The following is a 24,498-nucleotide window of genomic DNA, read 5'->3' as shown; positions in this document are numbered from 1 at the left end:
CGCAAACTTGTCCGTACGCATGGTGTCGTCGTTTGTCGACTTTGAGAAGTGCAAAGTATGCGAACACGCCGGACTGCTCTATGCCGACTACGATAAATCCGGATCAAGTGGCCAACCAGACATTCAAATTGGAGAAACCCGCGAGTACCTAAGCACCGTGCTGCCGATAGGATTTGAGTGCGAAGTTTGTGGACTCAAGCTTGACGCAAACGAAGTCAGGTTACTTGGAATCCAAAAGCCATGGAAGGTCACTACTACAGTTACACGACACTCCGAGGACGTCTATGAATCGTACGTTGACCGAGATTGGCTTCAAGTCGGCGGATTGAGCACCCCAATAACCGACCCTCCCCCTATGGAAAATCACTAAATCTCATAAGAGCCTTCGGACAATCGAGTACCTGCACGATCTAGAGGACTCTCATTGTTTTCATTCCGAGCTCAATGACGTATGCTCATGTACCTGTGTACACAACCTACGAGAGGAGGGCTAGTGCAGATCGATCAATCCAGTGACCGAGCTGTCTACCGGCAGATCGCCGACATCTTGCGACAGGCGATCAACGACGGAACCTACGGTCCTGGAGCACGCCTGCCGTCCGAGAACGAGCTGGCGAAGACGTACGGCGTGACCCGCGTGACCGCTCGACGCGCCTTCGGTGAGCTGGCAGCAGAGGGTTTGACCGTCTCACAGCACGGCCGAGGCGTCTTCGTCCGCTCTTCGCCCGTGATCATCCGTGCAGGCATGAACCGGTTCTCCCGCAAACGCCGGGAAGCTGGCGACGGCGCGTTCGCAGCCGAGGTGAAGCGCCTTGGAATGACTCCAAGCCAGAAGCTGCTTGAGGTCGGCGCGATCGATCCGCCGGGCTACGTTGCCGAGCTGCTGAAGCTCAGCGAAGGCGACCAGACGGTAGTGCGACGGCGGATCATGTTCGCTGACGACGTGCCGATGCAGCTGGCGGACAGTTACTTCCCGGCATCTCTGGCAGCGGGCACCAAGCTTGTCGAACAGGACTCGGGTCCCGGCGGCTCCTATGCCCGCGTCGAAGAGGCCGGCCACATGCTCACCCGGTTTCGAGAAGACCTCACGGCGCGGATGCCCACCCCTGACGAGGCTCGCACGCTGCAACTGGCTGGTGGGGTCCCCGTCGTCCAACTCGTCCGTGTCGCTTATGACCAGAACGACGTCCCGGTGGAGGTGTTCGACAGCGTCGTAGCCGCAGACAAGTACAGCTTCAGCTACGAGTTCGCCGCGCCCGAGTAGGCCTGCTTCCAGGTTCACCCTGGTCAGCAGGCCCCTTTTGCGCCTTGCATACTTGTGTACACTAGTAGACGAGTGCACAAGCTTGGATACGAGCAACAGGATCATGAGAGGCAAACAACATGGCTATCCCCGCTGGTCACAGGTTCCCCATCACCTTCGACGAGCTGTTCCCGCAGGGCTTCTACGTCATCTCGGTGGAGCGGGCGAACGACTGGGCCGATGGCAAGACCAAGCCCGCCGTCTGCAAGCTCACGGGTCGTCCGGTGTGGACGGTGCAGGGCACGGACCCCTCCGCGAAGGGCAAGAACACCGGTCAGGTCGTGAAGATCGCGGCCGACTACCAGCCGGTTCCGCCGGAGACGCTGCCCGGCACGCCGTTCCGCCCGGCGATGTTCCTCGGGCTCAAGGTCACGCCCTACGTGCGGGACGGCTGGGTCAGCTACACGGTCTGGGCCGACGAGATGGTGTCTCCCCAGACCGCGAACCGTCCGAGCAAGGCGACGCAGAAGCCTGACGCGTCGTCTGCTGCGGCGTAGGTGAGGTGCCGATGATGCAGGGCATCTTCACGATCGATGCCGGGTCCAAGGTGGAAGTGGTCCGCTGGCCTGACTCGGACTTCCTGGCGCTGCGGCTGACCTTCGGCGGGGCTCGAATCGCGATCGGCTCGCCGGAAGAGGGTGATCCGGCGCTGCTCGCTGACTACATGCGGAGCCTGGCCAACAGCGCTCTTGCGCTTTCGTCCTCGCTGGCGGGCACTGAAGGACGGCACTCGCTCCGCGACTCTGACGACCTCGGTGAGTCCGGCGCGGGGAGGCTGTGATGACCGTGGCCGAACAGAAGGTGACGTGGGCGCGGGTCGCTCAAGTGCAGTCGTTGAGCGAGGCGCATGACTTGCTGCCTCGGCTGATGCCGCGCAACGGGGCCGATCCGGCGGAGCTGCGGAAGTTCCACGAGAAGAGCGCGGCGGTGTACCAGAGGGTCGCGGAGCTGGACCGGGGTCACCACCACGAGGCGCTGTACTGGGCTGACCGTGAGGCCCGGCTGGCGCGCGAAGTGGACGGGGCCTGATCCCCGAAGTCCCCTGATCGACAACCGAATACCTGTTGGTGTGTCGCACGGGAAGCAGTCGAAAGTCTTGGCGGGCCTCGACTGCTCCCCGGCGACGTACCGACTCGATCTGCCATGCATTCGTTGGGAAACAAGGAGATTCGAGTCATGCAAAGGGTATCGCCACACTCGTGCAGCGCGTCAAGCGGGAGTGACTGGAAGCTGCCGAACGGCCGCCGTTGCCAGGTGTGCCACCGGTTCGGCATCTACGCGCCCGGACAGATCAAGTGCTGTGCCTGCCTCGGCTGGCTGCCGCTGATCTTCGTCGTCGTGGTGAGCGGCGGTGAGGCGTGATGGCTGGGAACAGGTGGGTTGATCCGGCTCCGTTCGAGGGTGTCCGGCCGCGTCTGCCGTGGTGGTTCTTCCTGCCTCGGTGGGTCAAGGTCGTGCTGCTGCCGGTCGGTTTGCTGGTGCTGGCTGGCTGGCTCGCTGTGCGGCTTGCGGTGCTGGCCGTGCGCTACCCGGTGGCCGTCTTCGGGGGTGTCACGCTCTACCTGGTCCAGGTGCACGGCGGGCTGTGGGGCCTGGTGGTCGTCGTGCTGACCGGTGCCGGTGGGCTGGTGATCTGGGCTGGTCTTCACCGGCCGACGTTCGTTCGGCACTGCTGGTTCCGGGTGCTGACGGAGTGGCGTCGGGCCACGGTCTACGTGCCGCATTGGCGCACCGTGACACGGCTCGCTGACCTCACGAAGGACAACCGGGGTACCGAGCACCGCCCGAAGCTGCGTCGCGTCCGCTCGGAGGGCTGGCGGGACCGGGTGCGGGTCAAGATGATCCCCGCGCAGTCCCCGGACCAGTGGGAGGCACGGCGGGACAACCTGGCGCACTCCTTCAACGCCAAGTCGTGCCGGGTCCGGGTGCTGCGGCCTCGGGTGCTCGAACTCGACTTCATCCACTCGGACCCGCTCGCTCGACCTCTCGCGGTGCCTGCTCTGTCGGACGATGCGGCGGCGGTGAACCTCAAGCGCGTCGTGGTCGGAGCTACCGAGAATGGCCGGCCGTGGCTGCTGCGGCTGCTGGGCTCTCAGCTGCTCGTCGTCGGTGTTCCCGGTGCGGGCAAGGGCTCGGTGCTGTGGTCGATCGTCTGGCAGCTCGCCCCGGCCATCCGTGCGGGGCTCGTGCGCCTGGTCGGCATCGATCCCAAGGGCGGCATGGAGCTTGGGCAGTGCCCGGACGCCTTCGCCAAGGTCGTCTACGACAACGGCCCGGACGCGGTCGAGCTGCTTGAAGAGATCGCCGCTGAGGTCAAGGAACGGGCGTCGCGGTACCGGGGTGTCCGACGCCTGTGGGCTCGTTCGACCGGTGAGCCGTTCACGGTCCTGATCGTGGACGAACTGGCGGACGTGATCGCCTACCAGACGGACAAGAACCTGCGGGACCGCGCTACTCGGGCGGTGCAGACGATCACCTCGCAGGGACGCGCTCCTGGGTTCGCGACGGTCGCGCTCGTCCAGGACCCGCGCAAGGAGATCGTCGGGTTCCGGCACCTGTTCACCACGCGCGTTGCTCTGCGGCTGGACGAGCCGGTTCAGGTGGACATGGTCCTGGGCGACGGTGTCCGGCAACGCGGTGCGGCGGCTCATGAGATCAGCGAGAACACGCCCGGTGTCGCGTGGGTCAAGCAGGACGGCCAGCGGAAGCCGGAGAGGGCTCGGGCCTTCCACGTGACGGACGCGGACCTGGTCGAGCTTTCCCTATTCCTCACCGACGCGACGGTGCACGAGTTCACCGGACGAACCGAAGGGCAAGAAGGGATGGCGGCGTGATGTCCACATCGGATACTGATGGCGTTGTTCCCGCTGTGCCGCTTGATGTTGCGGGCATGACGTCGGCGGAACGGGCTCGGCTGCCGCTCTCGCTCGACGTGATCAAAGCGGCGGCTGAGCAGCACGGCGTGTGTACCCGGCCGGTGATGCGGGAGGTTGTCGACCTCGACACCGGAGAGGTCCGGATCGTTGCGGTTCGCTGCAACTCGACTCAGGCGAGCAAGTGCCCGGCCTGCGCGGACCGCAACCGCCGTTCCCGCATGGCTCAGTGCCGCGAGGGCTGGCACCTCGACCACGAACCCGTCGCCGAACGCGAGAAGCCCACCGCCGATCAGGTCGCGCTCGTCACGTACCGGTCGGACCTGACGGCGGAGTACCGCAAGGCTGAGGTGGAAGGCGCGGTCGACCAGGTCGACGACCTGCGTGAGGCGATCAGCGAGGCTGACTCTGACCTGCGGCGGGAGGGAGTCCGCGGGAACCTTCCCGCCGTGGAAAGGCCGGCCAGGACGGCTCCGGTTCGGTCGACTCGTCGGCGGCAGGACGCGCCCAACCTGCCTCGGCGCAAGGTGGACAAGCGGACGGTGGGAAGGGAGTTCGCGGGCAAGTACCGGCCGTCCACGTTCATCACGCTGACGCTCGACACCTACGGCAAGGTGCGCAGTGACGGCACGCCTGTTGACCCGAGTTCGTACGACTACCGGCGTGCTGCGCGGGACGCTGTGCACTTCGCGTCTCTGTTGGACCGGTGGTGGCAGAACCTCCGTCGGGTCGTGGGTTTCGACGCGCAGTACTTCGGCACGGTCGAGCCCCAGCGGCGCATCACCCCGCACGCGCACTTCGCCGTCCGGGGCTCGATCCCGCACCAGGTCGTCCGCGACGTCACGGCGGCCACCTATCTCCAGGTGTGGTGGCCCGACCACGACGAGATCAAGTACAGCGGTACGCGGATGCCCGTGTGGGACATGCGCGCCAAGGGTTTCGTGGACCCGGACACGAACGTCCCGCTGACCCTGTGGGCGGACGCGGTGGCCAACCTGGACGCTCCGGCGCATGTGGCTGAGTTCGGCCGTCAGGTGCACTCCAAGGGCATCCTCGGCGGCACGGAGGAGGCTGGGCGGCACGTCGGCTATCTGACCAAGTACCTCGTGAAGTCGATCGCCGAAGTTGTTGAGGTGGACGCCTCGGCTCGGGTCTCGGACCACGCTGACCGCCTGGCCGCAGAGCTGGCCGTCACGCCGTGCTCGGACCGGTGCGCGGTCTGGCTGATCTACGGCGTGCAGCCCAAGGGCGCGAACTCGCGGATGACTCCGGGGCGCTGCCGCTCCAAGGCTCACCGCAGGGAAACGCTCGGTCTGCCCGGCCGGCGTGTGCTCGTGTCTCGGCGCTGGTCGGGGAAGACCCTCGCCGAGCACAAGTCCGACCGGGCCGCGTTCGTGAAGGAAGCGCTCGCGGCGGCTGGTATCGCCAAGGAGGAGACCGACCGGACGCGGCTCGTGTGGTCGCCCGTCCGGGCCGGTGATCCGCACGTTCCCGGCCGTGCCGAACTGCTCATGCAGATGATCGCGCAACGGCTCAAGTGGCGAGCCGAGTACGAACAGGCGCAAGCCACGCTCGCGGCGCTTCCTCGTCCCGCGCCAGATCTTTCAGCAACTCCAGCAATTGCCGCCTAGTTCCAAGGGGATCTGCATGTCGGACGTCGAACCGTTGTGGGGCGTGGAAGAGGTCTCGGCCTTCCTGAGGGTGCCGGTCAAGACGCTCTACCAGTGGAAATGGCGGCGCTACGGCCCGCCGGTGCGCAAGGTCGGCAAGCACCTGCGCTACGTGCCCGCACAGGTGCGCCTGTGGGTTGAACAAGATCCAACAGCGTAGGGAGTGACGCGATGGGACACGTGCAAGATCGCTGGTGGAAAGAGGTCAAGGACCCCGAGACCAAGGAGGTCAAGCGGGTCAAGACGGAGCTGCACGGCAAGGGCCTGCGGTACAAGGTGCGCTACTTCGACCCCAACGGGAACGAGAAGAGTCGGAGCTTCCCGGACCGTCAGAAGAAGAGGGCGGACGACTTCCTGCTTGAGGTCGAGTCGGACAAGCGGGAGGGCAAGTACGTCGATCCCAAGGCCGGTGAGATCAAGTTCGCGGCGTACGTCGAGACCTGGTTCGGCGGGCAGTCACAGGACGCGGCGACGCAGGAGAACCTGCGGTATCAGGTGAACAAGCGCCTGGTGCCGTACTTCGGCAAGAGCAGCCTCAAGAGCATCGACATTCCGATGGTCCGCGGCTGGATCACCGGCATGAGCGAGGCCGGCCTGTCGCTCACCTATCAGCAACTCCTGTTCGACCGGCTCTCGTCCATCCTGAACGCGGCGGTGGAGGAGAAGATCATCCACGCCAACGCGTGCAAGGCACGGAGTGTGCAACGGCCGTCACCGCCTGAACGCAGGATCAAGCCGTGGCCGGAGAAGCGGTTGCACTCGATCCGGCTCGCGCTGCCTGCCCGCTACAAGCCTGCTGCCGTGCTCGGTGCCGGAGCGGGGATGCGTCAGGGAGAGGTCTTCGGCTTCTCCCCCGACGACATCGACCGGGACGCCGCCGAGCTCCACATCGTGCGGCAGGTGCGGATCGTGAAGAACACGCTCGTGTGGGCTCCGCCCAAGAGCAAGAAGGAACGCAGCGTTCCGGCCGGTGACGGCGTCCTGGACGAGCTGGACGACTACATGGAGGAGTACCCGCCGGTCGCGGTCACGCTGCCCTGGGAGAAGCCGGACGGGAAGCTCGTGACGGTCCGGCTGCTCATGACCACGCCGGACGGGAGCGCGTGCCGACGCCAGAAGTTCAACATGGGCGTCTGGCGTCCCGCGTTCGCCAGGGCCGGTCTGGAGTACGTGCCGCAGGACGACGGGATGCACGCCCTACGGCACCTCTACGCGTCCGCTCAGCTGGAGGGCGGCGTCTCGGTCAAGGCTCTGAGCGTGAACCTCGGGCACCACGACCCCGGCTTCACGCTCCGCGTGTACACGCACCTGATGCCGTCCAGCGGCGACAAGAGCAGGAAGGCCGCCAACGCGCTCTTCAAACCGAAGAAGCGGGCTGACGGCCTGGAGACGGCGTAACGAAGTCGACCAGCTAGCGACACGTAGTCATGGCCGCCACCGAAGGCACGAAGACGCAGGCGCGCCACTGGTCTGGACAGACCAAGCCTGGACCGCATGCGTTCGACTGATTCACCGTCTGACGAGGCACTGTCTCATCGTTGAGAGAGGGTCAATGGGGAAACGTCGCAAAGCAAAGAAGACGATCGAGGAAGCTCGGGCTGCCGAAGCCGCCAAGGCTGCAGCAGCGAAAGCAGCCAAGCGCGCGGCGAATCAGCGCTACCTGCAGGAGTTCCAGTTCGGACTGGTCTGCACGGGACCACTCATCGGCCACTGGGGACGTGTCGTCGAGTCGCGCAAGACGCAAGTTGCACTGTTCATCGCCGGTGTGCGCCATGTAGTAGATCGCCGAGCAGTGAAATTCTGGCGCTTCGGGCAGCCCAAGCCCTCCCTGTCGGTGGTGATCAAGTCACCGGGCGCAAGCATCAAGCCAGTCTCGGGCGGTCTTCCTACCCTGGGTAAGCACAGACGGTAGACCGTTGGGGCCGCCAACGCGCTCTTCAAGCCGAAGAAACGGGCTGACGGCCTGGAGACGGCCTGACAAGATCAACCAACCACAAAACGCCAGGTCAGGAGTACATCGCGAGCCAGATGGCGATGTAGTGGCAGATCGCCGCCACCACAGTCGCAGCGTGGAAGAACTCGTGGTACCCGAACACCTGCGGCCAAGGATTCGGCCACCGAGTCGCGTAGAAGACCGCGCCCACGGTGTACAAAGCCCCACCCACCAGCAACAACACGAGCGCGGCAACGCCGGCGTGGTGCAGCAGTTCGGGCAGCACGAACACCGCCACCCACCCGAGCGCGATGTAGATCGGCACCCCGAGCCACCGGGGCGCGTGCGGCCAGGCGAGCTTCAGGGTCACGCCCAGCAAAGCGCCGATCCACACCACCCAGAGCACGGTCGAGCCGGTCCCGGGGTTCATCGCCAGCAGGGCGAACGGCGTGTAGGTGCCGGCGATGAACACGAAGATCATCGAGTGGTCCAGGCGCTTCATCCACGTGCGCACGCGGTCGGACTTCCACGTCACGCGGTGGTAGAGAGCCGAGACGCCGAAGAGGCCCAGCACTGTCGCGCCGTAGACCGAGGTGGCCAGGGCCGCTCGGGCGGACACCGTGGACGCGGCGAGGGCGATGAGTGTCGCGCCTGTCGCCACCGAGGCTATGAACGACCAGAGGTGCAGCCACCCACGAAGGCGCGGCCGCAGTCCGGGCTGTGGAGGAATGGTCGCAGTGGTCACAGGGCCTTAGGTTACGCGACCGTAGGTTTCGGGCCGCCGGTCAGTGATGAAGCCCGCACGGCGTACGCTCTTCTGGCGTGGCACTCCGGACCCGTGTGAAAGATGTCGCTATCCACCTCTACGAGTGGATTCTCCGGCGCGAGCTGAGCGGGACACAGGTGCCCAAGCACGTGGGCGTGGTCCTCGACGGCAACCGCAGGTGGGCCAGGGAGGCCGGCTTCACCGACGTCGCGGACGGGCACCGGGCCGGCGCCAGGAAGATCCTCGAGCTCCTCGAGTGGTGCGGTGACGCCAAAGTGGAGGTCGTCACGCTCTGGATGCTGAGCACCGACAACCTGAACCGCGACAACGCCGAGCTCGCCCCGCTGCTCGACATCATCGCCGACATCACCGACGAGCTGGCCGGTGACGGCATGCCGTGGCGGGTGCGGCACGTCGGCGCCATCGACATGTTGCCCGAGGAGCACGCCGAGCGGCTCACCACCGCGGCCAACAAGACCAAGAACCGCACTGGCATCCAGGTCAACGTCGCCGTCGCGTACGGCGGGCGGCAGGAGATCGCGGACGCCGTGCGCAAGCTCCTGCAGGCGCACGCCGAGCGCGGCGGCACCATCGAGGAACTGGCCGAGGTGCTCGACGTCGACCACATCGCGGAGCACCTCTACACGTCCGGGCAGCCGGACCCCGACCTGATCATCCGCACGTCCGGTGAGCAGCGGCTCTCCGGGTTCATGCTGTGGCAGTCGGCGCACTCGGAGTTCTGGTTCTGCGAGGCCTACTGGCCGGGCTTCCGGCGCACCGACTTCCTGCGGGCCATGCGCGAGTACGCGAAGCGCCATCGCCGCTACGGCAACTGACGTGCGAAAAGGGGCGCCCACCGCGTGCGGTGAGCGCCCCTTTCAGCTTGAGGACGAGATCAGTCGTCCCAGCCCATCCAGTCAGCGCCGTCCTCGATGCCGCCGGCGGCACAGGTGTCGGTGATCGAGGGCGAGTTCACCGGAACCGCCGCGCCGAGCACACCGACGTTGTTGCCGCAGGCACCGACGGTGCCGTTGAGGTTGTTGGCGTTGCCGACGACCAGCAGCGGCATGTTGGTCCACTCGTGACCGCCCTGGGCCATCGCGGGGGAACCGACGGCCAGGAACGCAGCGGCAACGCCGAGAGCGGCAGCAGCCTTCTTCAGCACGATTTTCTCCTCATGAAGGTGTGAAACTGATGAAACAAATCTGGGGGCGCCAGAAAATGACGCCCCCAGACGCAGCACGAAAGAGATCAGCCCTCGTCGACAATGCCGCCGGCGGCGCAGGTGTCGGTGAGCGACGGCGAGTTGATCGGCACGGCGCCACCCAGGACACCGACGTTGTTGCCGCAGGCGCCCACGGTACCGTTGAGGTTGTTGCCGTTCAGCAGGACGAGCAGCGGGCCGTTGGACCAGTGGTGTCCACCGTGGCCCTCGCCGGCCATCGCAGCCGGGGCGAACGCGAGCGACAGGGCGGCAGCGGCAGCGACCGCGGCACAAACCTTCTTCACGTCATTCTCCTTCATGTCGGGTTTTCCCCGTCATTTCCGGAGTCTTCGGGGATCTCCGGAGCGGTGGGGTCTCCGGGCTAGAACGCTATAGGCAGTGATCGCAATCGGCCGCCCGAGTGACACCATTGTGTGACGACAAGATCAACGACATTCCCCGATCAGGTGGTCGTCGTTTCACGATTCGGTCGCGGCCAAGTCGCTGTGGTAGACGCTCTACGCTCTTCGACTCATGGACGCCGACGAGCTGGTGCGCGGATATCAGGTGCTGGGGCTGCGGCTCGGGCGCCTCGTGTCCGGGTTCGTCGACTCCTTCACCGGCGACCCCGCTCTGAGCCGCTCGGTCGACAACGAACCGCGCCTGCACCCGAGGGCGCTCGGCGAGCACGCCCGGCGGTTGCGCGCGGAACTGCCCGGCAGCGACCTCGCTGAGCAGCGCAAACAGTTTCTCGACGCGCACCTGCGGGCGTTGGAGTGCACCGCCCGCAAGCTCGACGGCGAACGGATCTCGTTCGTCGACGAGGTCGAGCGGTACTTCCAGGTCCGCGTCCGCCCCGGTGACGAGGACGCGTACGCGCACGCCCACCGCAAGCTCGACGCCGCCCTCGAGGGGTCCGGCTCGCTGGCCGACCGCCTCCACGCGTTCCGCACGGCCGACGAGGTGCCCGTGCGGCGGCTCCAGGACGCCGTGCAGGCCGTCTCCAGCGCGCTGAGGGACCGCGTGCGGCAGAAGTACGCGCTGCCCGAGCACGAGGTCGTCGAGTACCAGGTGGTCACCGACAAGCCGTGGAGCGGCTTCAACCACTACCTCGGCGACTACCGCAGCCGGGTCGCGATCAACGCGGACCTGGGCCAGCGCATATCCACCCTGCCGCACCTGGTCGCGCACGAGTCCTACCCCGGCCACCACACCGAGCACTGTCGCAAGGACGCCGGCCTGGTGGCGAAGCGCGGGTACGCCGAGCAGTCGATCTTCCTGATCAACACGCCGCAGTGCCTCATGGCCGAGGGCATGGCGGACCTCGGCCTGCACGCCGCGGTCGGGCCCGGCTGGGGCGTCTGGACGGAGAGCGTCCTCCGCGACCTGGGGTTGCGAATGGACGGCGAACTGTCCGAAAAGGTCGAGTCGGCGGCGTCGGGCCTGCTCACGGTGCGGCAGGACGCGGCGCTGCTGCTACACGATCGGGGTGCGGATCAGGATGACGTGGTTGCGCATCTGCGCAGGTGGCTGCTAGTCCCCGAACGCCGTGCCCGGCAGATGGTTCGTTTTCTGGCGGATCCGCTGTGGCGCGCGTACACCACGACGTACGTCGAAGGCGTCCGTCTCGTGCGGGCCTGGCTGGACGTCCGGGCGCCGGGAGAAACGCTCGACTCGCGCTATCTGAGGCTTCTCGACGAGCCCCTCGTGCCGGCCTCACTTGAAAACGAGGTGAGGGACGGTCTGTCGTGGCTCGCTCACGGATCACCGGAAAACGCCATCTGACCAGCAAAAACACGCTTGCGGTCACGTTTCGGGATGTTTTCGGGCAGATGACGAATTCGGATTCACCTGTGTGGCTTCGTGCCGATGGGGCACTTCCACAGGTAACTTCGAAACCGGCGGGACGCGACCACTGCGGACCGCGCAGGGAGGCTCTGATCGTGGCAGACGACGTCGCGAGGGGGCCGGCACCCGGCCCTCGTGGTCGACCTGCCTGACGCCACCACGGCGGAGGGCTCGACGATCAATCAGGGTAGTGCCTGGCCCAGCGAGGAGCGGACGCGGGTGCCGCGTTCGTGAGGGAGTTGCCGTGAACGCACGACGTCCCGCGAGCCGTTCCTCAGGCTCATCGCGCAGTTCTTCCTCCCGGCGCAAGTCCGCCGCACCGGCCATCACGACATATGTGCTGGACACGTCGGTACTGCTGTCCGATCCCCTCGCCCCCACCAGGTTCGCGGAGCACGAGGTCGTGCTCCCGCTCGTGGTGATCAGCGAGCTGGAGGGCAAGCGCCACCACCCCGAACTGGGCTGGTTCGCGAGGGAAGCACTGCGCCTGCTCGACGACCTGCGCTTGCGGCATGGTCGCCTCGATTCGCCGATCCCCATCGGGGATCTGGGAGGCACCTTGCACGTCGAGCTCAACCACTCCGACCCGGAGGTGTTGCCATCAGGTTTCCGAACGGACTCCAACGACGCCCGAATCCTCGCGTGCTCCCTCAACCTCGCTGCTGAGGGGCGCAACGTCACCCTGGTGACGAAGGACATGCCGCTGCGGGTCAAGGCCGGATCGGTCGGCCTGCCGGCGGAGGAGTACCGGGCGCACGACGTCACCCTGTCAGGCTGGACGGGCATGTCCGATCTGGACGTTCCCCAGTCCCTCGTGGACGGCCTGTTCAAGGAGAACGTCGTCGACCCGACCCAGTACGAGGACCTGGAGCACATCGCCGAGCTGCCCTGCCACACCGGACTCCGGTTGCTGGCGGGCACGTCGAGCGCTCTGGGCCGGGTGACCGCGGACAAGCAGATCAGGCTGGTGCGCGGAGATCGGGAGGCGTTCGGACTGCACGGGAGGTCCGCTGAGCAGCGGATCGCGCTGGACCTGCTGCTCGACGCCGATGTCGGCATCGTCTCGCTGGGCGGACGTGCGGGCACCGGCAAGTCGGCGCTGGCGCTGTGCGCCGGCCTCGAAGCGGTGATGGAACGCAGGCAGCACCGCAAGGTCGTGGTGTTCCGGCCGTTGTACGCGGTCGGTGGCCAGGAGCTCGGCTACCTGCCCGGTAGCGAGAACGAGAAGATGGGGCCGTGGGCGCAGGCGGTGTTCGACACCCTCGGCGCGCTGGTGAGCCAGGCGGTCGTGGAAGAGGTGATGGACCGCGGGATGCTCGAGGTCCTGCCCCTCACCCACATCCGCGGCCGTTCGCTGCACGACTCCTTCGTGATCGTCGACGAGGCGCAGTCGTTGGAGCGCAACGTGTTGCTGACCGTGCTGTCGCGACTGGGCAGCAACTCGCGGGTGGTGCTGACGCACGACGTGGCGCAGCGCGACAACCTGCGGGTGGGCCGGCACGACGGCGTGGCGGCGGTGATCGAGAAGCTGAAGGGCCACCCGCTCTTCGCCCACGTCACCCTGACGCGCTCGGAGCGTTCGCCGATCGCGGCTCTCGTCACGGAGATGCTGGAGGACTACGCCTCGTAGTTCCGGGAAAGCAGGACGGCCCCGCGCTTTCGTTGCGCGGGGCCGTTTTCCCACGTCGTGTCAGTCGAGTGCGCGCTTCATGAACCCGCGCAGGCCGAGCCCGCCGAAGCCGGCGATCGCGACGAGGAGCACGAGCACCACGACCGGCAGCGGGATGTGCGGCACGTTCGGCACGAGCTCCGCGCGCATGCCCTCGCTCACGTACGTCAGCGGGTTGAGCGCGCAGACCACCTTGAACCACAGCAGGTCGTCGCTGAGCGACCGCCACGGGAACTGCGCGGAACCCGTGAACAGCAACGGGGTCAGGATGACCGCGAACATGATGTTGACGCGGCGCGCGGGCACCGACGTGCCGATGACCATGCCGACCGAGCCGCCCGCGAGACACCCGAGGACGACCACCAGCAGCGCACCGGGAACGCCCGCCCACGGCCACGAGACGTCGAGCATGACGAACCCGACCGGCACCATCAGCAGTGCCGCGAAGAACCCGCGGATCGCGCCGAACACGATCTTCTCCACCGCGACGAGCGGGATGGAGATCGGCGCGAGCAGCCGGTCCTCGATCTCCCGCGTCCACGAGAAGTCCAGCACCAGCGGAAGGGTCGTGTTCTGCAACGCGCCCAGGAACCCGTTCATCGCGATGATGCCGGGCAGCAGCACCTGGGCGAAGTCGCCCTGGACGTAGCCGACGTCCCCGAGCACCTTCGCGAAGATGAAGAGGGTGAAGAACGGCTGGATGATCACCTGCGCGAGGAAGCTCGGCAGCTCGCGGCCCGTGACGAAGACGTCGCGCCACAGGATCGCCCGGAACGTCGTCAACTGGCTCACCGCAGCTCCCTGCCGGTCAGGTGGATGAAGACGTCCTCGAGGCTGGGCTTGCCGATCGCGACGTCGCTGACGACGACGTCGAGGTCCCGCAACGCGTTCAGCACCGCGGGCAGCGTGACGGAGGTGTCGGCGTCGGTGTAGACGCGGAACATGGCGCCGAGCTCCTCGACGCGCTGCACGTCGTCCACTTCGGACAGCGCCTGGGTGATCTTGGCGGGCTCGTGGCCGTTCGGGCTCACCGTGACGCTGACGGTGTTGCTGCCGGGGAGGTTCCTGGTCAGCTCGTCCGGCGTGTCGAGGGTGAGCAGCTTGCCGTGGTCGACGATGCCGACGCGGTCGCAGAGCTTCGCGGCCTCGTCCATGTCGTGCGTGGTGAGCACGACCGTGACGCCCTCGTCGTGCAGGGCGGTGACGCGTTCGTGGACGAAGAGCCTCGCCTGCGGGTCGAGGCCGGTGCTCGGTTCGTCGAGGAACAGCACCTTCGGGCGGTGCATGAGCGCGCGGGCGATCATCAGCCGTTGCGCCTGACCGCCTGACAACGTGTCGACGAGCGCGTTCTGGTGGTCCTTCAACCCCATGCGCTCGAGGATGTCGTCGGCGAGCTTCTCCCGCTCCTTGGACCCGATGCCGTGGTAGGCAGCGTGGAACAGCAGGTTCTGCCGCGCGTTGAGCGAGCGGTCGAGGTTGTTGCGCTGCGGCACGACGGCGAGCAGCTGCCGGGCGCGCTGGGAGTCGGCGACCACGTCGACGCCCTCCACGAACGCCTGCCCCTCGGTGGGGCGGACGCGCGTGGTCAGCACGCCGACCGTGGTCGTCTTGCCGGCGCCGTTCGGGCCGAGCAGACCGAAGACCTCACCGCGGCGAACGGTGAAGCTCAATCCGTCGACCGCGGGTTTTTGTCCGGGTTTGTAGATTTTGCGGAGATCTCTTACCTCAACCGCTTCGTCCATTTCACCATCCCCCTGGCAGGGGCCGACCTTCCGCGAACCCAGCCGCCGACTGGATGCCGAGAACGGCCCTGACGTGGAATTCCTCGAGCGAGGTCGCGCCGGCATACGTGCAGGCCGAGCGGACGCCGGAGGTTATCGCATCGAGCAGGTCCTCCACGCTCGGGCGCACCGGGTCCAACCTCATCTTCGAGGTGGAGATGCCTTCTTCGAACAAACCCTTCTTGGCGCGGTCGAACGCGTTGTCGCTGCGCGTCCTGGCCGTCACGGCGCGCTTCGACGCCATTCCAAAGGATTCTTTGTAGAGGTTTCCGCGTTCGTCGCGCTGCAGGTCGCCGGGCGACTCGTAGGTGCCCGCGAACCAGCTGCCGACCATGACGCTGCTCGCCCCCGCGGCCAGTGCCAGCGCCACGTCGCGCGGGTGCCGCACGCCCCCGTCGGCCCAGACGTGCTTGCCGAGCCTGCGCGCCTCCGCCGAGCACTCCGCGACGGCGCTGAACTGCGGCCGCCCGACGCCCGTCATCATGCGCGTGGTGCACATCGCGCCCGGCCCGACGCCGACCTTGATGATGTCCGCGCCCGCCTCGACCAGGTCGCGCACGCCCTCCGCGGTGACGACGTTGCCCGCCGCGATCGGCACGCCGGGGTTGGCCTCCCTGACCGCCCTGAGCGCGGCGATCATCTTCTCCTGGTGACCGTGCGCGGTGTCCACGACGAGAACGTCCACACCGGCCTTGACCAACGCCTCGGCCTTGGCCCGCACGTCACCGTTGACCCCGACCGCGGCGGCGATCCGCAGCCGGCCCTCGTCGTCGGTGGCGGGCTGGTAGACCTCTGCCCGCAACGCGGTGAGCTCGGTCAGCACACCGCTGAGCCGCTCCTGCTCGTCGACTCCGAGCGCGATCTTGTGCGTGCTGTGGTGGAGCTTCTCGAAGACTTCCTGCGGCTTCGTGCCGAGGGGCAGCTTCAACACGTCGGTGTTCATCACGTCGCCCAGACGCGCGAACCGGTCGACGCCCGTGAGCGCCGCCTCGTCGACCACGCCCAACGGCCTGTTGCCGTCGTCCACAACCACGATCGCGCCGTGCGCCCGCTTGTGGATCAGGTTCCACGCGTCCGCCACCGCGTCGCCCGTGGTGAGCGTCAGCGGGGTGTCCCAGACCGGGTGCCGCTCCTTGACCCACGAGGTGATCTCCGCGACGGCCTCGGTCGGCACGTCCTGCGGGATGACGACGATCCCGCCGCGCCGCGCGATGGTCTCGGCCATCCGCCGCCCGGCCACGGCCGTCATGTTCGCGACGACGATGGGGATCGTGGCCCCGGTGCCGTCCGAGGTGGAGAGGTCGACGCCGAACCGGGACTCCACGGCGCTGCGGCCGGGAACGAGGAACACGTCGTCGTAGGTCAGGTCGTAAGAGGGTCGATGCCCTTCGATGAACCGCACGTGCTTCCACGATACGCGTCTTCGCAGGTTCTCACGGTTTCCAGACGTACCCGGTGGTCGTGGTGACCGCCACGAACCCGAGCCGTTCGAGGATCGGCCGGCTGTCCTCGGTGGCGTCGACCTGGAGGTACTTGACGCCCCTCCGGAGCGCCGTTTCCGCCCGGCGCGCGATGAGGGCGCGGTAGATGCCCTTGCCGCGCCACTCCTGGAGGGTGCTGCCACCCCACAGGCCGGCGAACTCGGTGCCCTTGACGACCTCCAGCCGCGCGGACGAGACAACCCGGTCTTGTGCTTCAGCCAGGACGATGACGGTGTCGGGGTCGTCCTTCTTGCCGAGCAGATAGTCGGTCAGGAAGCCGACGTCCTTGCCGAACGCCTCGCTCGACGACGCGACGGCTTTCCGGATGTCGGCCTCGTCCCTGGTCTCGCGCAGCGTGATGCCGTCTTCGAGGTGGACGGGCGCGGCCATCTCCTCGGCCCTGCCGATGAGCACGGTCTCGCGGTCGTCCGGCTCGAACCCGGCCCGCGTGAGCCGTTCCGGCAGGTCGGCGGGGATGTCGTGGCCCCAGGTCTTCCACTCGAACTGCTGGCCGCGTGCCGCGAAGAAGTCGCGCTGGCGGGCGATGAGCTCGTCGAGCTTCTGGCCGGTGATGCCCAGGTCCGGCGCTCCGGCGACGAAGCCCGGCCTGGCCGGCCGGGAGACCCGGTACACCGGGCCGTCGCGGTCGACGGTGGCTTCGGGGTCGCGGGAGGCCCACTCGGCGGAGCGGGCCTGGTCGTCGTAGGCGCGCAGGAGCGCGGCGGCATCGGTCACCGGCCGGACGGTATTGGCTGGTGGCGACGGGCTGCACTCGAATTTCGCGCGCGGTTGGGGGTGGTGGGGGTACGACGGGGGGCCAAGGGCAGGTCGGGGGTGGCGGGCGACGGGTGAGGGTGGTGTGGCGGCCAGGGGTCGAGGGCGGAGATGGAGTGGCTGCGGGTGGCCAACGGCGGGTGGTGGCGTCGGGCGGCAGGTGGCGGGCGGCAGGTGGCGGGCGGCAGGTGGCGGGCGGCAGGTGGCGGGCGGCAGGTGGCGGGCGGCAGGTGGCGGTGGCCCGGTGGCGGTGGCCCGGTGGCGGTGGCCCGGTGGCGGCAGGCAGCGGGCGGCGGTGGCGGTGGCGGCGTGGCGGTGGCGGGCCGAGCGGGCGGCGGTGGCGGGCCGAGCGGGCGGCGGTGGCGGGCCGGGCGGGTGGCGGTTGAGGGAGGCGGGCAGAGCACACCGGCGCGGGTGGCTCGCGGCAGCCATCACGGCTGGGCTCGCCTCACACCCCGCGCCACCGCCGAGGCTCGCCCCGAGGTGGCTCTCCGCGCCCCGACCCCGGTCTCACGCCGAACCGACCTGGCCTGGCCGGGCTCACTCCTCCGGGTCCGCCACCACCTCCGGCGGCGGGCCCGCCGCCGGCAGCAGGGCCCTCACCTCGTCGATCGTCGTCGCCTCCGACGGGTCCTTGTCCGGGCGGTAGCGCACCACGCGGGCGAAGCGCAGGGCCACGCCGCCGGGGTAGCGCGGCGAGACCTGGACGCCGTCCAGCTCGATCTCGATGACCAGCTCCGGGCGGACCATCACGACCCACTCCGAGCTGTCCGTGGCGATGGCCTGCAGGGCTTCGGTCTGCCACTTCAGCAGCTCGTCGGTGAGGCCCTTGAAGGTCTTGCCGACCATGACCGGCGGGCCGCCGTCCGGGTCGCGGGCGCCCAGGTGCAGGTTCGAGAGCCAGCCGCGGCGGCGGCCGCTGCCCCACTCCACGCCCAGCACCACCAGGTCGAGGGTGTGGACCGGCTTCACCTTCTGCCAGGCACGGCCCCTGCGGCCGGCGGCGTAGGGCGAGGCCAGTGACTTCACCATCACGCCCTCGTGGCCCGCGGCCAGCGAGGCCTTCACCACCTCGGCGGCTTCTGGCGCCGACGGGTCCAGCACGCCGGGGATGACGTGCTCGCCCGCCACCTGGCGCAGGGCGGCCAGGCGGTCGCGGAGCGGCTCGTCGAGCAGGTCCTTGCCGTCGAGGTGCAGGCAGTCGAAGAAGTACGGGTGCAGGAGCAGCTCGCGTTCGTCCTGCGCGCCGAAGCGGCTCATCGTCTCCTGGAACGGTCGCGGCCTGCCCTCGTCCGTGAGGGCCAGGGTCTCGCCGTCGAGCACCACGGACGTGCACGGCAGGCCGCGGACCAGCTCGACCAGCTCGGGCACGGTCTTGGTGATCTCGCGCAACGTGCGGGTGTAGACGTGGACCTCGTCGCCGGAGCGGTGCACCTGGATGCGGGCGCCGTCGAGCTTGTGCTCCACCACGCAGCTGCCCAGCTCCTCCAGGGCCTCGTCCAGCGACTCCGCGGGTGAGGCGAGCATCGGGCGCAGCGGGCGGCCCACCTCCAGGCGGAACGCCTCCAGCGCCGCGGCACCGCCTTCCAGGGCGGCCACGGCCGTCTCCGGCAGTCGGCCCGACAGCATGAAGGCGCGGCGGACCGTCTCGCCCGGCACGTCCGACGCGGACGCGATCGCGTCCAGCATCACGCCCTCCAGGGCGCCCTGGCGCAGCTCGCCGGTGAGCAACCGGCGTAAGAAGTCCTGCTCCGCCTCCGTGGAGCGCGCGAAGAGCGCGGTCAGCAGGTCGACCCGGCGCTGGGCCGAGCCCTTGCCGGACGTCGCGGCGACCTCGGCGAGCGCGGCGTCGACCTCGGCGATCGTGAGCCCGGCGGCGGCAGCCGGGGACACCGAGAGGTCGACGACCGTGCGCCAGCCCGCGCCGATGCGACCTTGCCGCGGCGTGCCGATGAGGAACGACACCACCGCGACCACGACGTCGGCCGTCGCCGAGCGCAGCAACGCGGACAGCGCCTTGATCTTGGCCAGGCGCGACCGGGTCGCCGCCACGGCGGCCGACGTGTCGACTACTTCGGAGAGGAGCACGGATCAATGGTGCACCCGAGCACTGACAATTTCTCGAGACGCGGGCTAGGCTGGCCGGACCATCGGTTCTACCTGGGGGTTTACCGAGCCATGCGCGCTTTCATCGCCACCGCCCTGCTGGTCGCCGCCGTCCTCGCCGCCCCCGGCACCGGCACCGGCGACCGCGCGCACATCCTCGGCTCCGACGCCGACACGAGCTCCAAGCGCGAACACATCCTCTGAACGCCACCTGCTTTCAGATGGCAGCGGCGATCTCCCTGACCGCCTCACGCAACCGGTCCGGGGACAACGCCGCGTAGCCCACCACCAAGCCAGGCCACATGGGCGTGCGCGTGTACTGCGCCAACGCCCACACGTGCACCCCTCGCGTCTCAAGCCTGCCCTTCAACGCGAGGTCGTCCATCCCGTCGGGCATGCGCAACACGACGTGCAACCCGGCTGCCACGCCAACGGCCTGCCACCCCGGCAGATGCTCCGCCACGGCCTCCAGCAACGCATCCCGCCTCTTCCGGTAGAGCGCGCGCGTACGTCGCAGATGCCGGTCATAACCACCGGTCCGCAACAGGTGCGCGAACGCCGCCTGCGGGATCGTGCCGGTGCCCATGTCGTTGTACTGCTTGCGTTGCACGATGTCCTCGCGCAGGCGTTCCGGCACGACGAGCCACCCGAGGCGCAACGCCGGCGCGAGCACCTTGCTCGTCGTCCCCTGGTACACCACGTGCTCGGGCGCCAGCGCCTGCAACGCGCTCAACGCCGGCCTGTCGTACCGGTGCTCCGCGTCGTAGTCGTCCTCGATGATCAACCCATCGCACGAGCGCGCCCACTCGACGAGCGCGCGCCGTCGTTCCGGATGCAGCACCACGCCCAGCGGGAACTGGTGCGCGGCCGTCACCAGCACCGCACGACAGTCCGTCTGGGCAAGCAGGTCGACCCGAATCCCCTTGTCGTCAACGGGAATCGGCACGGTGTCCAGCCCGTGCGACCGCAGCATGTGCTCGCTGCCGAAGTGGCTCGGTTCCTCGATCGCGATGCTGCCGTCGAGCATCCGCGCGGTGAGCTGCAACCCGTCCGCCGCACCGTTCGTGATCACCGCGTCCCGTGCCACCACAGCGCGAACACGGGCCAGGTAGTCGACGAGTTCCTTGCGCAGCCCCAAGAACCCGGCGGGGTCGGGGTAGGCGAGGTCGTCGTCCGGCAGCTCGGCCAACGCCGCCCGATGAGCGGAAACCCATTCGGCACGCGGAAAAGCGCCCAGCGCGGGCAGTCCGGGCCGCAGGTTGTACCGCCACCTCCGCGCCGGTTCCGGCACCCCGCGCGCGCCGGCGGGCCCGAGACTCGCCACAGTCGTCCCCGACCCGCGCCGCGACGTGAGGTACCCCTCCGCCACGAGCTGCGTGTACGCCGACGTCACGGTCCCGCGCGCCACCCCGAGCTGCGCCGCGAGGTCCCTGCTCGACGGCAGCCGCGTGCCCGGCACGAGCCGCCCGTCGCGGATCGCCCTGCGCAGCTCGACCTCCACGCCACGCCGCCGCTGGTGCCCCGGCAACAGCAGCTCGCGAAAAGTGGTCCAGTTCGTGGCCATTGAAGTGGAGCTTAAACCTGGACCAGTCCGACACCAGGCTGGAGAACCATGAGACTCGGGGTGGCCGCGGGAGCAACAGCGGCAATGATCGTCGGAGCGTCGGTACCGGTCACGGGAATGCTGGAGAGCTACCCGGTCCTGACGGGCCAGGCCATGCGCTACGCACTCGGTGCGGCCGTGTTGCTGCTGGTGGCCCGACGCCTGCCCATGCCGTCGTGGCGCGACATCCCGCCGTTGTTGGGCGTGGTCGCCACGGGCATGCTCGGCTTCAACGCCCTACTGATCGCCGCGCAGCAGTACGCACAACCAGGTTTCGTGGCCGCCGTGATGGGCGGCTCCCCCATCGCACTGGCTCTGCTCTCACGCCAACGCACCACCTCGGCCCTTGTGGGCGCCGTGGTGGTGGCGGCAGGCATCGTGCTGTTGTCCGGTGGCGGTTCGTGGCACGGCCCGGGCCTCGTGCTCGCACTGCTCACGATGGCCGGCGAAGTCTGCTTCACGCTGTTCGCCGTCGGGGTCGTGCGCCGCCTCGGCGTGCTCGGCGTGGCCACCTGGACCTGCCTGCTCGCCGCCGTCATCGGCGCCGTCGCGGGCACGTTCGTCGGCGGCTGGCAGGTACCGGACACGCGGCAAACGTTTGCCCTGGTGCTGCTGGCGATCCTGGTGACCGCGCTCGCGTTCGGCCTCTGGTACTTCGCCGTCAACCGGCTCGGCTCGGACCGCGCCGGGGTGCTCATCGGTCTGATGCCGGTGTCCGGCCTGGTCACGTCGGTCCTGCTGGAAGCGCAGGAGCTCACGCTCGTGTCCGTTCTCGGCGTCACGACGGTCGCACTCGGGTGCGTCATCGGGCTCCGCACAGCACAGGAGCCGTCCGTCGACCCGATCGTCGAACGGACGGCTCCCAGCGTCACGTGAGGTCGGGCCCCTGCGAACGCAGGTCGTCCACCTTCGACATCGCGTCCCGCAGCTCACCGAGCCACGAGTCGGCGTGCTCACCGACCAGACGCACGGCCCACGCCAGCGCGTCGGCACGAGAGCGCGCCACGCCGGCTGCGACCAACGTGTCCAGCACCTGGCGTTCTGGCTGGCGCAGCCGCGTCATCACCGGGACGGCCAGGTGCGTGAACAGCTCGCGTGTGCCGCCCTGGACCGCGCCCCAGGCCACCTTGCGGCCGTAGCGGTGCTCGGCCTGGCGGGCGATCTCGATGCGCTCGTCCCGCGTCTCCTCGCGCCAGCGGGCGATGCGGCCCGACTCGGCCGCCGCGCGCGAGGCGTCGTCGAACTCGCCTTCCAGGTCGGCCAGCGTGCCGACGACCGTGATCTCCTCGCGGTCGACGATCACCTCCGGCGCGCCCGTGAACCACGCGTCGGGCAGCCTGCCCGCGAACCACGCCGCCGCGTCGTCGGCCGAGGGCAGGTCAGCCTGCTGCCACCCGCCTCGTCCTCGCCATCCACGTCCCATCGGAACCACCCCTGATTACATGATTACGTCGTTGCCGACGTTACGCCTGCAATCAGCTAGAGGGTGTTCGCCGTCAGCGAAGTGACCAGCGCATCTACCGACGCGACGGGCATTTCGCAGACGTAACCGCGGCACACGTAAGCCGCAGGAGCCTCGTCGAGCAACGGACGTTCTTCGAGCAACGGAACCGATGACGGCTCTCCTGCCACGACGACGCCGCCTCCGGGCACATGCGCGACCGCCGCCGCCCACAGCGACGCACGGCGCGGGTCGTCACCAGCGCCCACGACGGCCACCTGCAGCGGCCCGGCGACCAACGTCTCCGCGACCGTCAGCCAGTGCCCGGCGAACCGCGGCGCACGCGCAGCCAGCAGACCGGCGCGCGTCACAGCGGCCGAGGCCGCGTCCAGATACCGCGACGAACGATCCGCACCGACCAGCAGCGAGGCCGTCACCAGAGCCGAGGCCAGCGAAGACGCTCCGGACGGCGACGCGTTGTCGGTCGAGTCCGCAGGACGGCGGACCAACGCCTCGGCGTCGTCCGCGGTGTCGTAGTAGGCACCCGGCGTCTCCGGGACGGCGAACCGCACGAGAGCGGTGTCCAGCAGCCCGCACGCCAGGTCGAGCCACCGGATCGACCCCGTGACCTGGTGCAACGCCAGCAAGCCGTCGGCGAGGCAGCCGTAGTCCTCCAGCACGCCGAACGACGGCCCGGCCACCCCACCGCGCGAGGTGCGCAGCAACCGGCCCTCGACCAGGTGCACCGACGCCAGCAACGACGCCGCCTCGACAGCCGCCGTGACCCACGCCGGCTCCCCGAAGAACGCCCCGGCCTCGGCGAGCGCCGCGATCGCCATGCCGTTCCACGCGGCGATCACCTTGTCGTCACGTCCCGGCTGTGGCCGTTCGGAACGGCGCGCCAGCAAGGCGGCCCGCACGTCCTCCCCCGGCTCCGACACGAACCCCAGCGTCGACTTGCCGCCCTCGAAGTTCGGCTCCCCGGTCACGCCGAACGCCGCGGCCGCGTCGCCCAGCTCGTCGAACGACCACACGTAGGTCAGGCCTTCGACGCCGTTGGTGTCCGCGTCCAGCGAAGCCGCGAAGCCGTCCCCCGCACGGAGGTCCCGCAGCAGAAATGCAGCGGTGTCACGGGCAACGCGTGCGTAGCGCTCGGACCCGGTGACCCGCGTGAGGTGCGTGTAGAAGCGCAGCAGCAAAGCGTTGTCGTACAACATCTTCTCGAAGTGCGGCACGACCCACGCCGCGTCGACGCTGTACCGCGCGAACCCACCGCCGAGCTGGTCGTACATGCCGCCGTTCGCCATCGCGTCGGCCGTCGTGGTCGCCATCGAGATCGCCTCGACCGACCCGGTGCGCTCGTGGTGGCGCAGCAGGAACTCCGCGACCATCGACGGCGGGAACTTCGGCGCGCCACCGAACCCGCCGTGCCGCCGGTCGAACTCCCCCAGCAACGACACCACGGCGCCCGCCAGCGCGTCCGAGTCCACAACGGATGGCGGCAGTGGCGCGGCGTGCCGGGAGATCTCCTCCACCACGACGGAAGCCGACTCCAGGATCTCGTCCGGCCGAGTGGTCCAGGTGGCGTGCACGGCCTCGATGATCTGCTTGAACGACGGCATGCCCGGCCGCGGGGCCGGCGGGTAGTAGGTGCCCGCGTGGAACGGGCGCGCGTCCGGCGTGAGGAACACCGTCATCGGCCAGCCGCCGTGGCCGGTCATGGCCTGCGTGACCTCCATGTACACGGCGTCGACGTCGGGACGTTCCTCGCGATCCACCTTCACGGACACGAAGTTCTCGTTCAGGAACTCCGCGATGGACACGTCCTCGAACGACTCGTGGGCCATCACGTGGCACCAGTGGCAGGCCGCGTACCCGATGGAGAGCAGCACCGGGACGTTGCGCCGCCGTGCCTCGGCGAACGCCTCCTCGGTCCACGGCCACCAGTCGACCGGGTTCTCGGCGTGCTGCAGCAGGTAGGGGCTGGTCGCGTCCGCGAGTCGGTTCGCCATGCCCTCCACCCTAAATCGCCTGCGGAAACGGCGT

26 protein-coding genes are annotated in these 24,498 nt (G+C 68.5%); 15 read left to right on the top strand and 11 right to left on the bottom strand.

What is annotated here, in order from left to right:
• The first annotated feature begins 493 nt into the window (after positions 1–493).
• The 9 genes from ACFWV3_RS33335 (at position 494) to ACFWV3_RS33295 (ending at position 7,758) form a co-directional block, all read left to right on the top strand.
• Positions 494–1,264 (top strand): GntR family transcriptional regulator, encoded by a 771-nt coding sequence (locus tag ACFWV3_RS33335; RefSeq protein ID WP_382417202.1) that lies wholly within the window; start codon positions 494–496, stop codon positions 1,262–1,264.
• Between the two features lie 119 nt (positions 1,265–1,383).
• Entirely contained in the window at positions 1,384–1,800 is a 417-nt protein-coding gene (locus tag ACFWV3_RS33330; protein WP_382417200.1) for a hypothetical protein, read from the top strand.
• Between the two features lie 11 nt (positions 1,801–1,811).
• Positions 1,812–2,084, top strand: coding sequence for a hypothetical protein (locus tag ACFWV3_RS33325; protein ID WP_382417199.1), 273 nt, complete (start codon positions 1,812–1,814; stop codon positions 2,082–2,084).
• Entirely contained in the window at positions 2,084–2,332 is a 249-nt protein-coding gene (locus tag ACFWV3_RS33320) for an AMED_5909 family protein (RefSeq protein ID WP_382417198.1), read from the top strand. Before ACFWV3_RS33325 ends, ACFWV3_RS33320 begins: the two co-directional genes overlap by 1 nt.
• A gap of 332 nt (positions 2,333–2,664) precedes the next feature.
• The gene (locus tag ACFWV3_RS33315) at positions 2,665–4,137 is read left to right on the top strand and encodes an FtsK/SpoIIIE domain-containing protein (RefSeq protein WP_382417196.1); all 1,473 of its coding nucleotides are present in this window, start codon (positions 2,665–2,667) and stop codon (positions 4,135–4,137) included.
• 56 nt (positions 4,138–4,193) lie between these two features.
• The gene (locus ACFWV3_RS33310; RefSeq protein ID WP_382417195.1) at positions 4,194–5,807 is read left to right on the top strand and encodes a replication initiator; all 1,614 of its coding nucleotides are present in this window, start codon (positions 4,194–4,196) and stop codon (positions 5,805–5,807) included.
• Positions 5,808–5,823: 16 nt separating this feature from the next.
• On the top strand, positions 5,824–6,006 hold the full coding sequence (locus ACFWV3_RS33305) for a helix-turn-helix domain-containing protein (protein ID WP_382417193.1): 183 nt from the start codon (positions 5,824–5,826) through the stop codon (positions 6,004–6,006).
• Between the two features lie 11 nt (positions 6,007–6,017).
• Positions 6,018–7,244 carry a tyrosine-type recombinase/integrase gene (locus tag ACFWV3_RS33300; RefSeq protein ID WP_382417191.1) on the top strand — a complete coding sequence of 409 codons (1,227 nt, stop codon included), beginning with the start codon at positions 6,018–6,020 and terminating at the stop codon, positions 7,242–7,244.
• A 154-nt stretch (positions 7,245–7,398) separates the two neighbouring features.
• A complete protein-coding gene (locus tag ACFWV3_RS33295) occupies positions 7,399–7,758 on the top strand; it encodes a hypothetical protein (RefSeq protein ID WP_382417187.1) in 360 nt (119 codons plus the stop codon).
• A gap of 94 nt (positions 7,759–7,852) precedes the next feature.
• Here ACFWV3_RS33295 and ACFWV3_RS33290 read toward each other — a convergent pair whose 3' ends face one another.
• On the bottom strand, positions 7,853–8,524 hold the full coding sequence (locus ACFWV3_RS33290) for a hemolysin III family protein (protein ID WP_382417185.1): 672 nt from the start codon (positions 8,522–8,524) through the stop codon (positions 7,853–7,855).
• 77 nt (positions 8,525–8,601) lie between these two features.
• Here ACFWV3_RS33290 and ACFWV3_RS33285 point away from each other — a divergent pair, with 77 nt between their 5' ends.
• Positions 8,602–9,381, top strand: coding sequence for an isoprenyl transferase (locus ACFWV3_RS33285; RefSeq protein WP_382417183.1), 780 nt, complete (start codon positions 8,602–8,604; stop codon positions 9,379–9,381).
• A 59-nt stretch (positions 9,382–9,440) separates the two neighbouring features.
• Here the strand turns inward: ACFWV3_RS33285 and ACFWV3_RS33280 are convergent, their stop codons facing one another.
• Both ACFWV3_RS33280 and ACFWV3_RS33275 read right to left on the bottom strand, forming a co-directional pair.
• Entirely contained in the window at positions 9,441–9,710 is a 270-nt protein-coding gene (locus ACFWV3_RS33280) for a hypothetical protein (RefSeq protein ID WP_382417181.1), read from the bottom strand.
• An 86-nt stretch (positions 9,711–9,796) separates the two neighbouring features.
• On the bottom strand, positions 9,797–10,054 hold the full coding sequence (locus ACFWV3_RS33275; protein ID WP_382417179.1) for a hypothetical protein: 258 nt from the start codon (positions 10,052–10,054) through the stop codon (positions 9,797–9,799).
• Between the two features lie 229 nt (positions 10,055–10,283).
• Between ACFWV3_RS33275 and ACFWV3_RS33270 the strand changes: the two genes are divergently transcribed.
• Together ACFWV3_RS33270 and ACFWV3_RS33265 are read left to right on the top strand one after the other, a co-directional pair.
• On the top strand, positions 10,284–11,534 hold the full coding sequence (locus tag ACFWV3_RS33270; protein ID WP_382417178.1) for a DUF885 domain-containing protein: 1,251 nt from the start codon (positions 10,284–10,286) through the stop codon (positions 11,532–11,534).
• A gap of 388 nt (positions 11,535–11,922) precedes the next feature.
• A complete protein-coding gene (locus ACFWV3_RS33265; protein ID WP_382417302.1) occupies positions 11,923–13,227 on the top strand; it encodes a PhoH family protein in 1,305 nt (434 codons plus the stop codon).
• Between the two features lie 60 nt (positions 13,228–13,287).
• Here ACFWV3_RS33265 and ACFWV3_RS33260 read toward each other — a convergent pair whose 3' ends face one another.
• Genes ACFWV3_RS33260 through ACFWV3_RS33245 form a run of 4 tightly spaced genes read right to left on the bottom strand, consistent with a single transcriptional unit; the run spans position 13,288 to position 17,263 of the window.
• Entirely contained in the window at positions 13,288–14,058 is a 771-nt protein-coding gene (locus tag ACFWV3_RS33260; protein WP_382417176.1) for an ABC transporter permease, read from the bottom strand.
• On the bottom strand, positions 14,055–15,008 hold the full coding sequence (locus ACFWV3_RS33255; RefSeq protein WP_382417174.1) for an ATP-binding cassette domain-containing protein: 954 nt from the start codon (positions 15,006–15,008) through the stop codon (positions 14,055–14,057). Before ACFWV3_RS33255 ends, ACFWV3_RS33260 begins: the two co-directional genes overlap by 4 nt.
• Position 15,009: 1 nt before the next feature.
• Positions 15,010–16,449 (bottom strand): GuaB1 family IMP dehydrogenase-related protein, encoded by a 1,440-nt coding sequence (locus ACFWV3_RS33250; protein ID WP_382417172.1) that lies wholly within the window; start codon positions 16,447–16,449, stop codon positions 15,010–15,012.
• 31 nt (positions 16,450–16,480) lie between these two features.
• Positions 16,481–17,263: a GNAT family N-acetyltransferase gene (locus tag ACFWV3_RS33245; protein ID WP_382417170.1), complete on the bottom strand. Its 783-nt coding sequence runs from the start codon at positions 17,261–17,263 to the stop codon at positions 16,481–16,483.
• A gap of 155 nt (positions 17,264–17,418) precedes the next feature.
• Here ACFWV3_RS33245 and ACFWV3_RS33240 point away from each other — a divergent pair, with 155 nt between their 5' ends.
• Positions 17,419–17,688, top strand: a complete 270-nt coding sequence (locus ACFWV3_RS33240; RefSeq protein ID WP_382417168.1) for a hypothetical protein — start codon at positions 17,419–17,421, stop codon at positions 17,686–17,688.
• A 154-nt stretch (positions 17,689–17,842) separates the two neighbouring features.
• Here ACFWV3_RS33240 and ACFWV3_RS33235 read toward each other — a convergent pair whose 3' ends face one another.
• Complete coding sequence (locus ACFWV3_RS33235) at positions 17,843–19,390, bottom strand: ATP-dependent DNA ligase (protein WP_382417166.1); 1,548 nt, start codon at positions 19,388–19,390, stop codon at positions 17,843–17,845.
• Between the two features lie 90 nt (positions 19,391–19,480).
• Here ACFWV3_RS33235 and ACFWV3_RS33230 point away from each other — a divergent pair, with 90 nt between their 5' ends.
• On the top strand, positions 19,481–19,612 hold the full coding sequence (locus ACFWV3_RS33230; protein WP_382417164.1) for a hypothetical protein: 132 nt from the start codon (positions 19,481–19,483) through the stop codon (positions 19,610–19,612).
• Between the two features lie 13 nt (positions 19,613–19,625).
• Here ACFWV3_RS33230 and ACFWV3_RS33225 read toward each other — a convergent pair whose 3' ends face one another.
• The gene (locus ACFWV3_RS33225; protein ID WP_382417162.1) at positions 19,626–20,972 is read right to left on the bottom strand and encodes a PLP-dependent aminotransferase family protein; all 1,347 of its coding nucleotides are present in this window, start codon (positions 20,970–20,972) and stop codon (positions 19,626–19,628) included.
• An 84-nt stretch (positions 20,973–21,056) separates the two neighbouring features.
• On the opposite strand from ACFWV3_RS33225, the gene ACFWV3_RS33220 reads away from it, so the two are divergent.
• The gene (locus ACFWV3_RS33220) at positions 21,057–21,887 is read left to right on the top strand and encodes a DMT family transporter (RefSeq protein WP_382417160.1); all 831 of its coding nucleotides are present in this window, start codon (positions 21,057–21,059) and stop codon (positions 21,885–21,887) included.
• On the opposite strand, the gene ACFWV3_RS33215 is transcribed toward ACFWV3_RS33220, so the two are convergent.
• Positions 21,880–22,434 carry a hypothetical protein gene (locus ACFWV3_RS33215; RefSeq protein ID WP_382417158.1) on the bottom strand — a complete coding sequence of 185 codons (555 nt, stop codon included), beginning with the start codon at positions 22,432–22,434 and terminating at the stop codon, positions 21,880–21,882. The genes ACFWV3_RS33220 and ACFWV3_RS33215 overlap by 8 nt on opposite strands.
• A 56-nt stretch (positions 22,435–22,490) precedes the next feature.
• A complete protein-coding gene (locus ACFWV3_RS33210) occupies positions 22,491–24,464 on the bottom strand; it encodes a thioredoxin domain-containing protein (RefSeq protein WP_382417156.1) in 1,974 nt (657 codons plus the stop codon).
• Positions 24,465–24,498: the final 34 nt, after the last annotated feature.

The sequence above is a fragment of the Lentzea sp. NPDC059081 genome, from assembly GCF_042738015.1.
Lineage (GTDB): Bacteria > Actinomycetota > Actinomycetes > Mycobacteriales > Pseudonocardiaceae > Lentzea.
Note: the sequence above shows the minus strand (reverse complement) of the source record. Positions and strands in the feature narration are given on the sequence as shown.

Excerpts from the sequence above, each read along its gene's own strand:
- ACFWV3_RS33210 (WP_382417156.1), bottom strand. The coding sequence starts at position 24,464 with ATGGCGAACCGACTCGCGGACGCGACCAGCCCCTACCTGCTGCAGCAC.
- ACFWV3_RS33315 (WP_382417196.1), top strand. The coding sequence starts at position 2,665 with ATGGCTGGGAACAGGTGGGTTGATCCGGCTCCGTTCGAGGGTGTCCGG.
- ACFWV3_RS33215 (WP_382417158.1), bottom strand. The coding sequence starts at position 22,434 with ATGGGACGTGGATGGCGAGGACGAGGCGGGTGGCAGCAGGCTGACCTG.
- ACFWV3_RS33270 (WP_382417178.1), top strand. The coding sequence starts at position 10,284 with ATGGACGCCGACGAGCTGGTGCGCGGATATCAGGTGCTGGGGCTGCGG.
- ACFWV3_RS33220 (WP_382417160.1), top strand. The coding sequence starts at position 21,057 with ATGATCGTCGGAGCGTCGGTACCGGTCACGGGAATGCTGGAGAGCTAC.
- ACFWV3_RS33320 (WP_382417198.1), top strand. The coding sequence starts at position 2,084 with ATGACCGTGGCCGAACAGAAGGTGACGTGGGCGCGGGTCGCTCAAGTG.
- ACFWV3_RS33230 (WP_382417164.1), top strand. The coding sequence starts at position 19,481 with ATGCGCGCTTTCATCGCCACCGCCCTGCTGGTCGCCGCCGTCCTCGCC.
- ACFWV3_RS33310 (WP_382417195.1), top strand. The coding sequence starts at position 4,194 with ATGACGTCGGCGGAACGGGCTCGGCTGCCGCTCTCGCTCGACGTGATC.
- ACFWV3_RS33295 (WP_382417187.1), top strand. The coding sequence starts at position 7,399 with ATGGGGAAACGTCGCAAAGCAAAGAAGACGATCGAGGAAGCTCGGGCT.
- ACFWV3_RS33325 (WP_382417199.1), top strand. The coding sequence starts at position 1,812 with ATGATGCAGGGCATCTTCACGATCGATGCCGGGTCCAAGGTGGAAGTG.
- ACFWV3_RS33305 (WP_382417193.1), top strand. The coding sequence starts at position 5,824 with ATGTCGGACGTCGAACCGTTGTGGGGCGTGGAAGAGGTCTCGGCCTTC.
- ACFWV3_RS33300 (WP_382417191.1), top strand. The coding sequence starts at position 6,018 with ATGGGACACGTGCAAGATCGCTGGTGGAAAGAGGTCAAGGACCCCGAG.
- ACFWV3_RS33330 (WP_382417200.1), top strand. The coding sequence starts at position 1,384 with ATGGCTATCCCCGCTGGTCACAGGTTCCCCATCACCTTCGACGAGCTG.
- ACFWV3_RS33225 (WP_382417162.1), bottom strand. The coding sequence starts at position 20,972 with ATGGCCACGAACTGGACCACTTTTCGCGAGCTGCTGTTGCCGGGGCAC.
- ACFWV3_RS33255 (WP_382417174.1), bottom strand. The coding sequence starts at position 15,008 with ATGGACGAAGCGGTTGAGGTAAGAGATCTCCGCAAAATCTACAAACCC.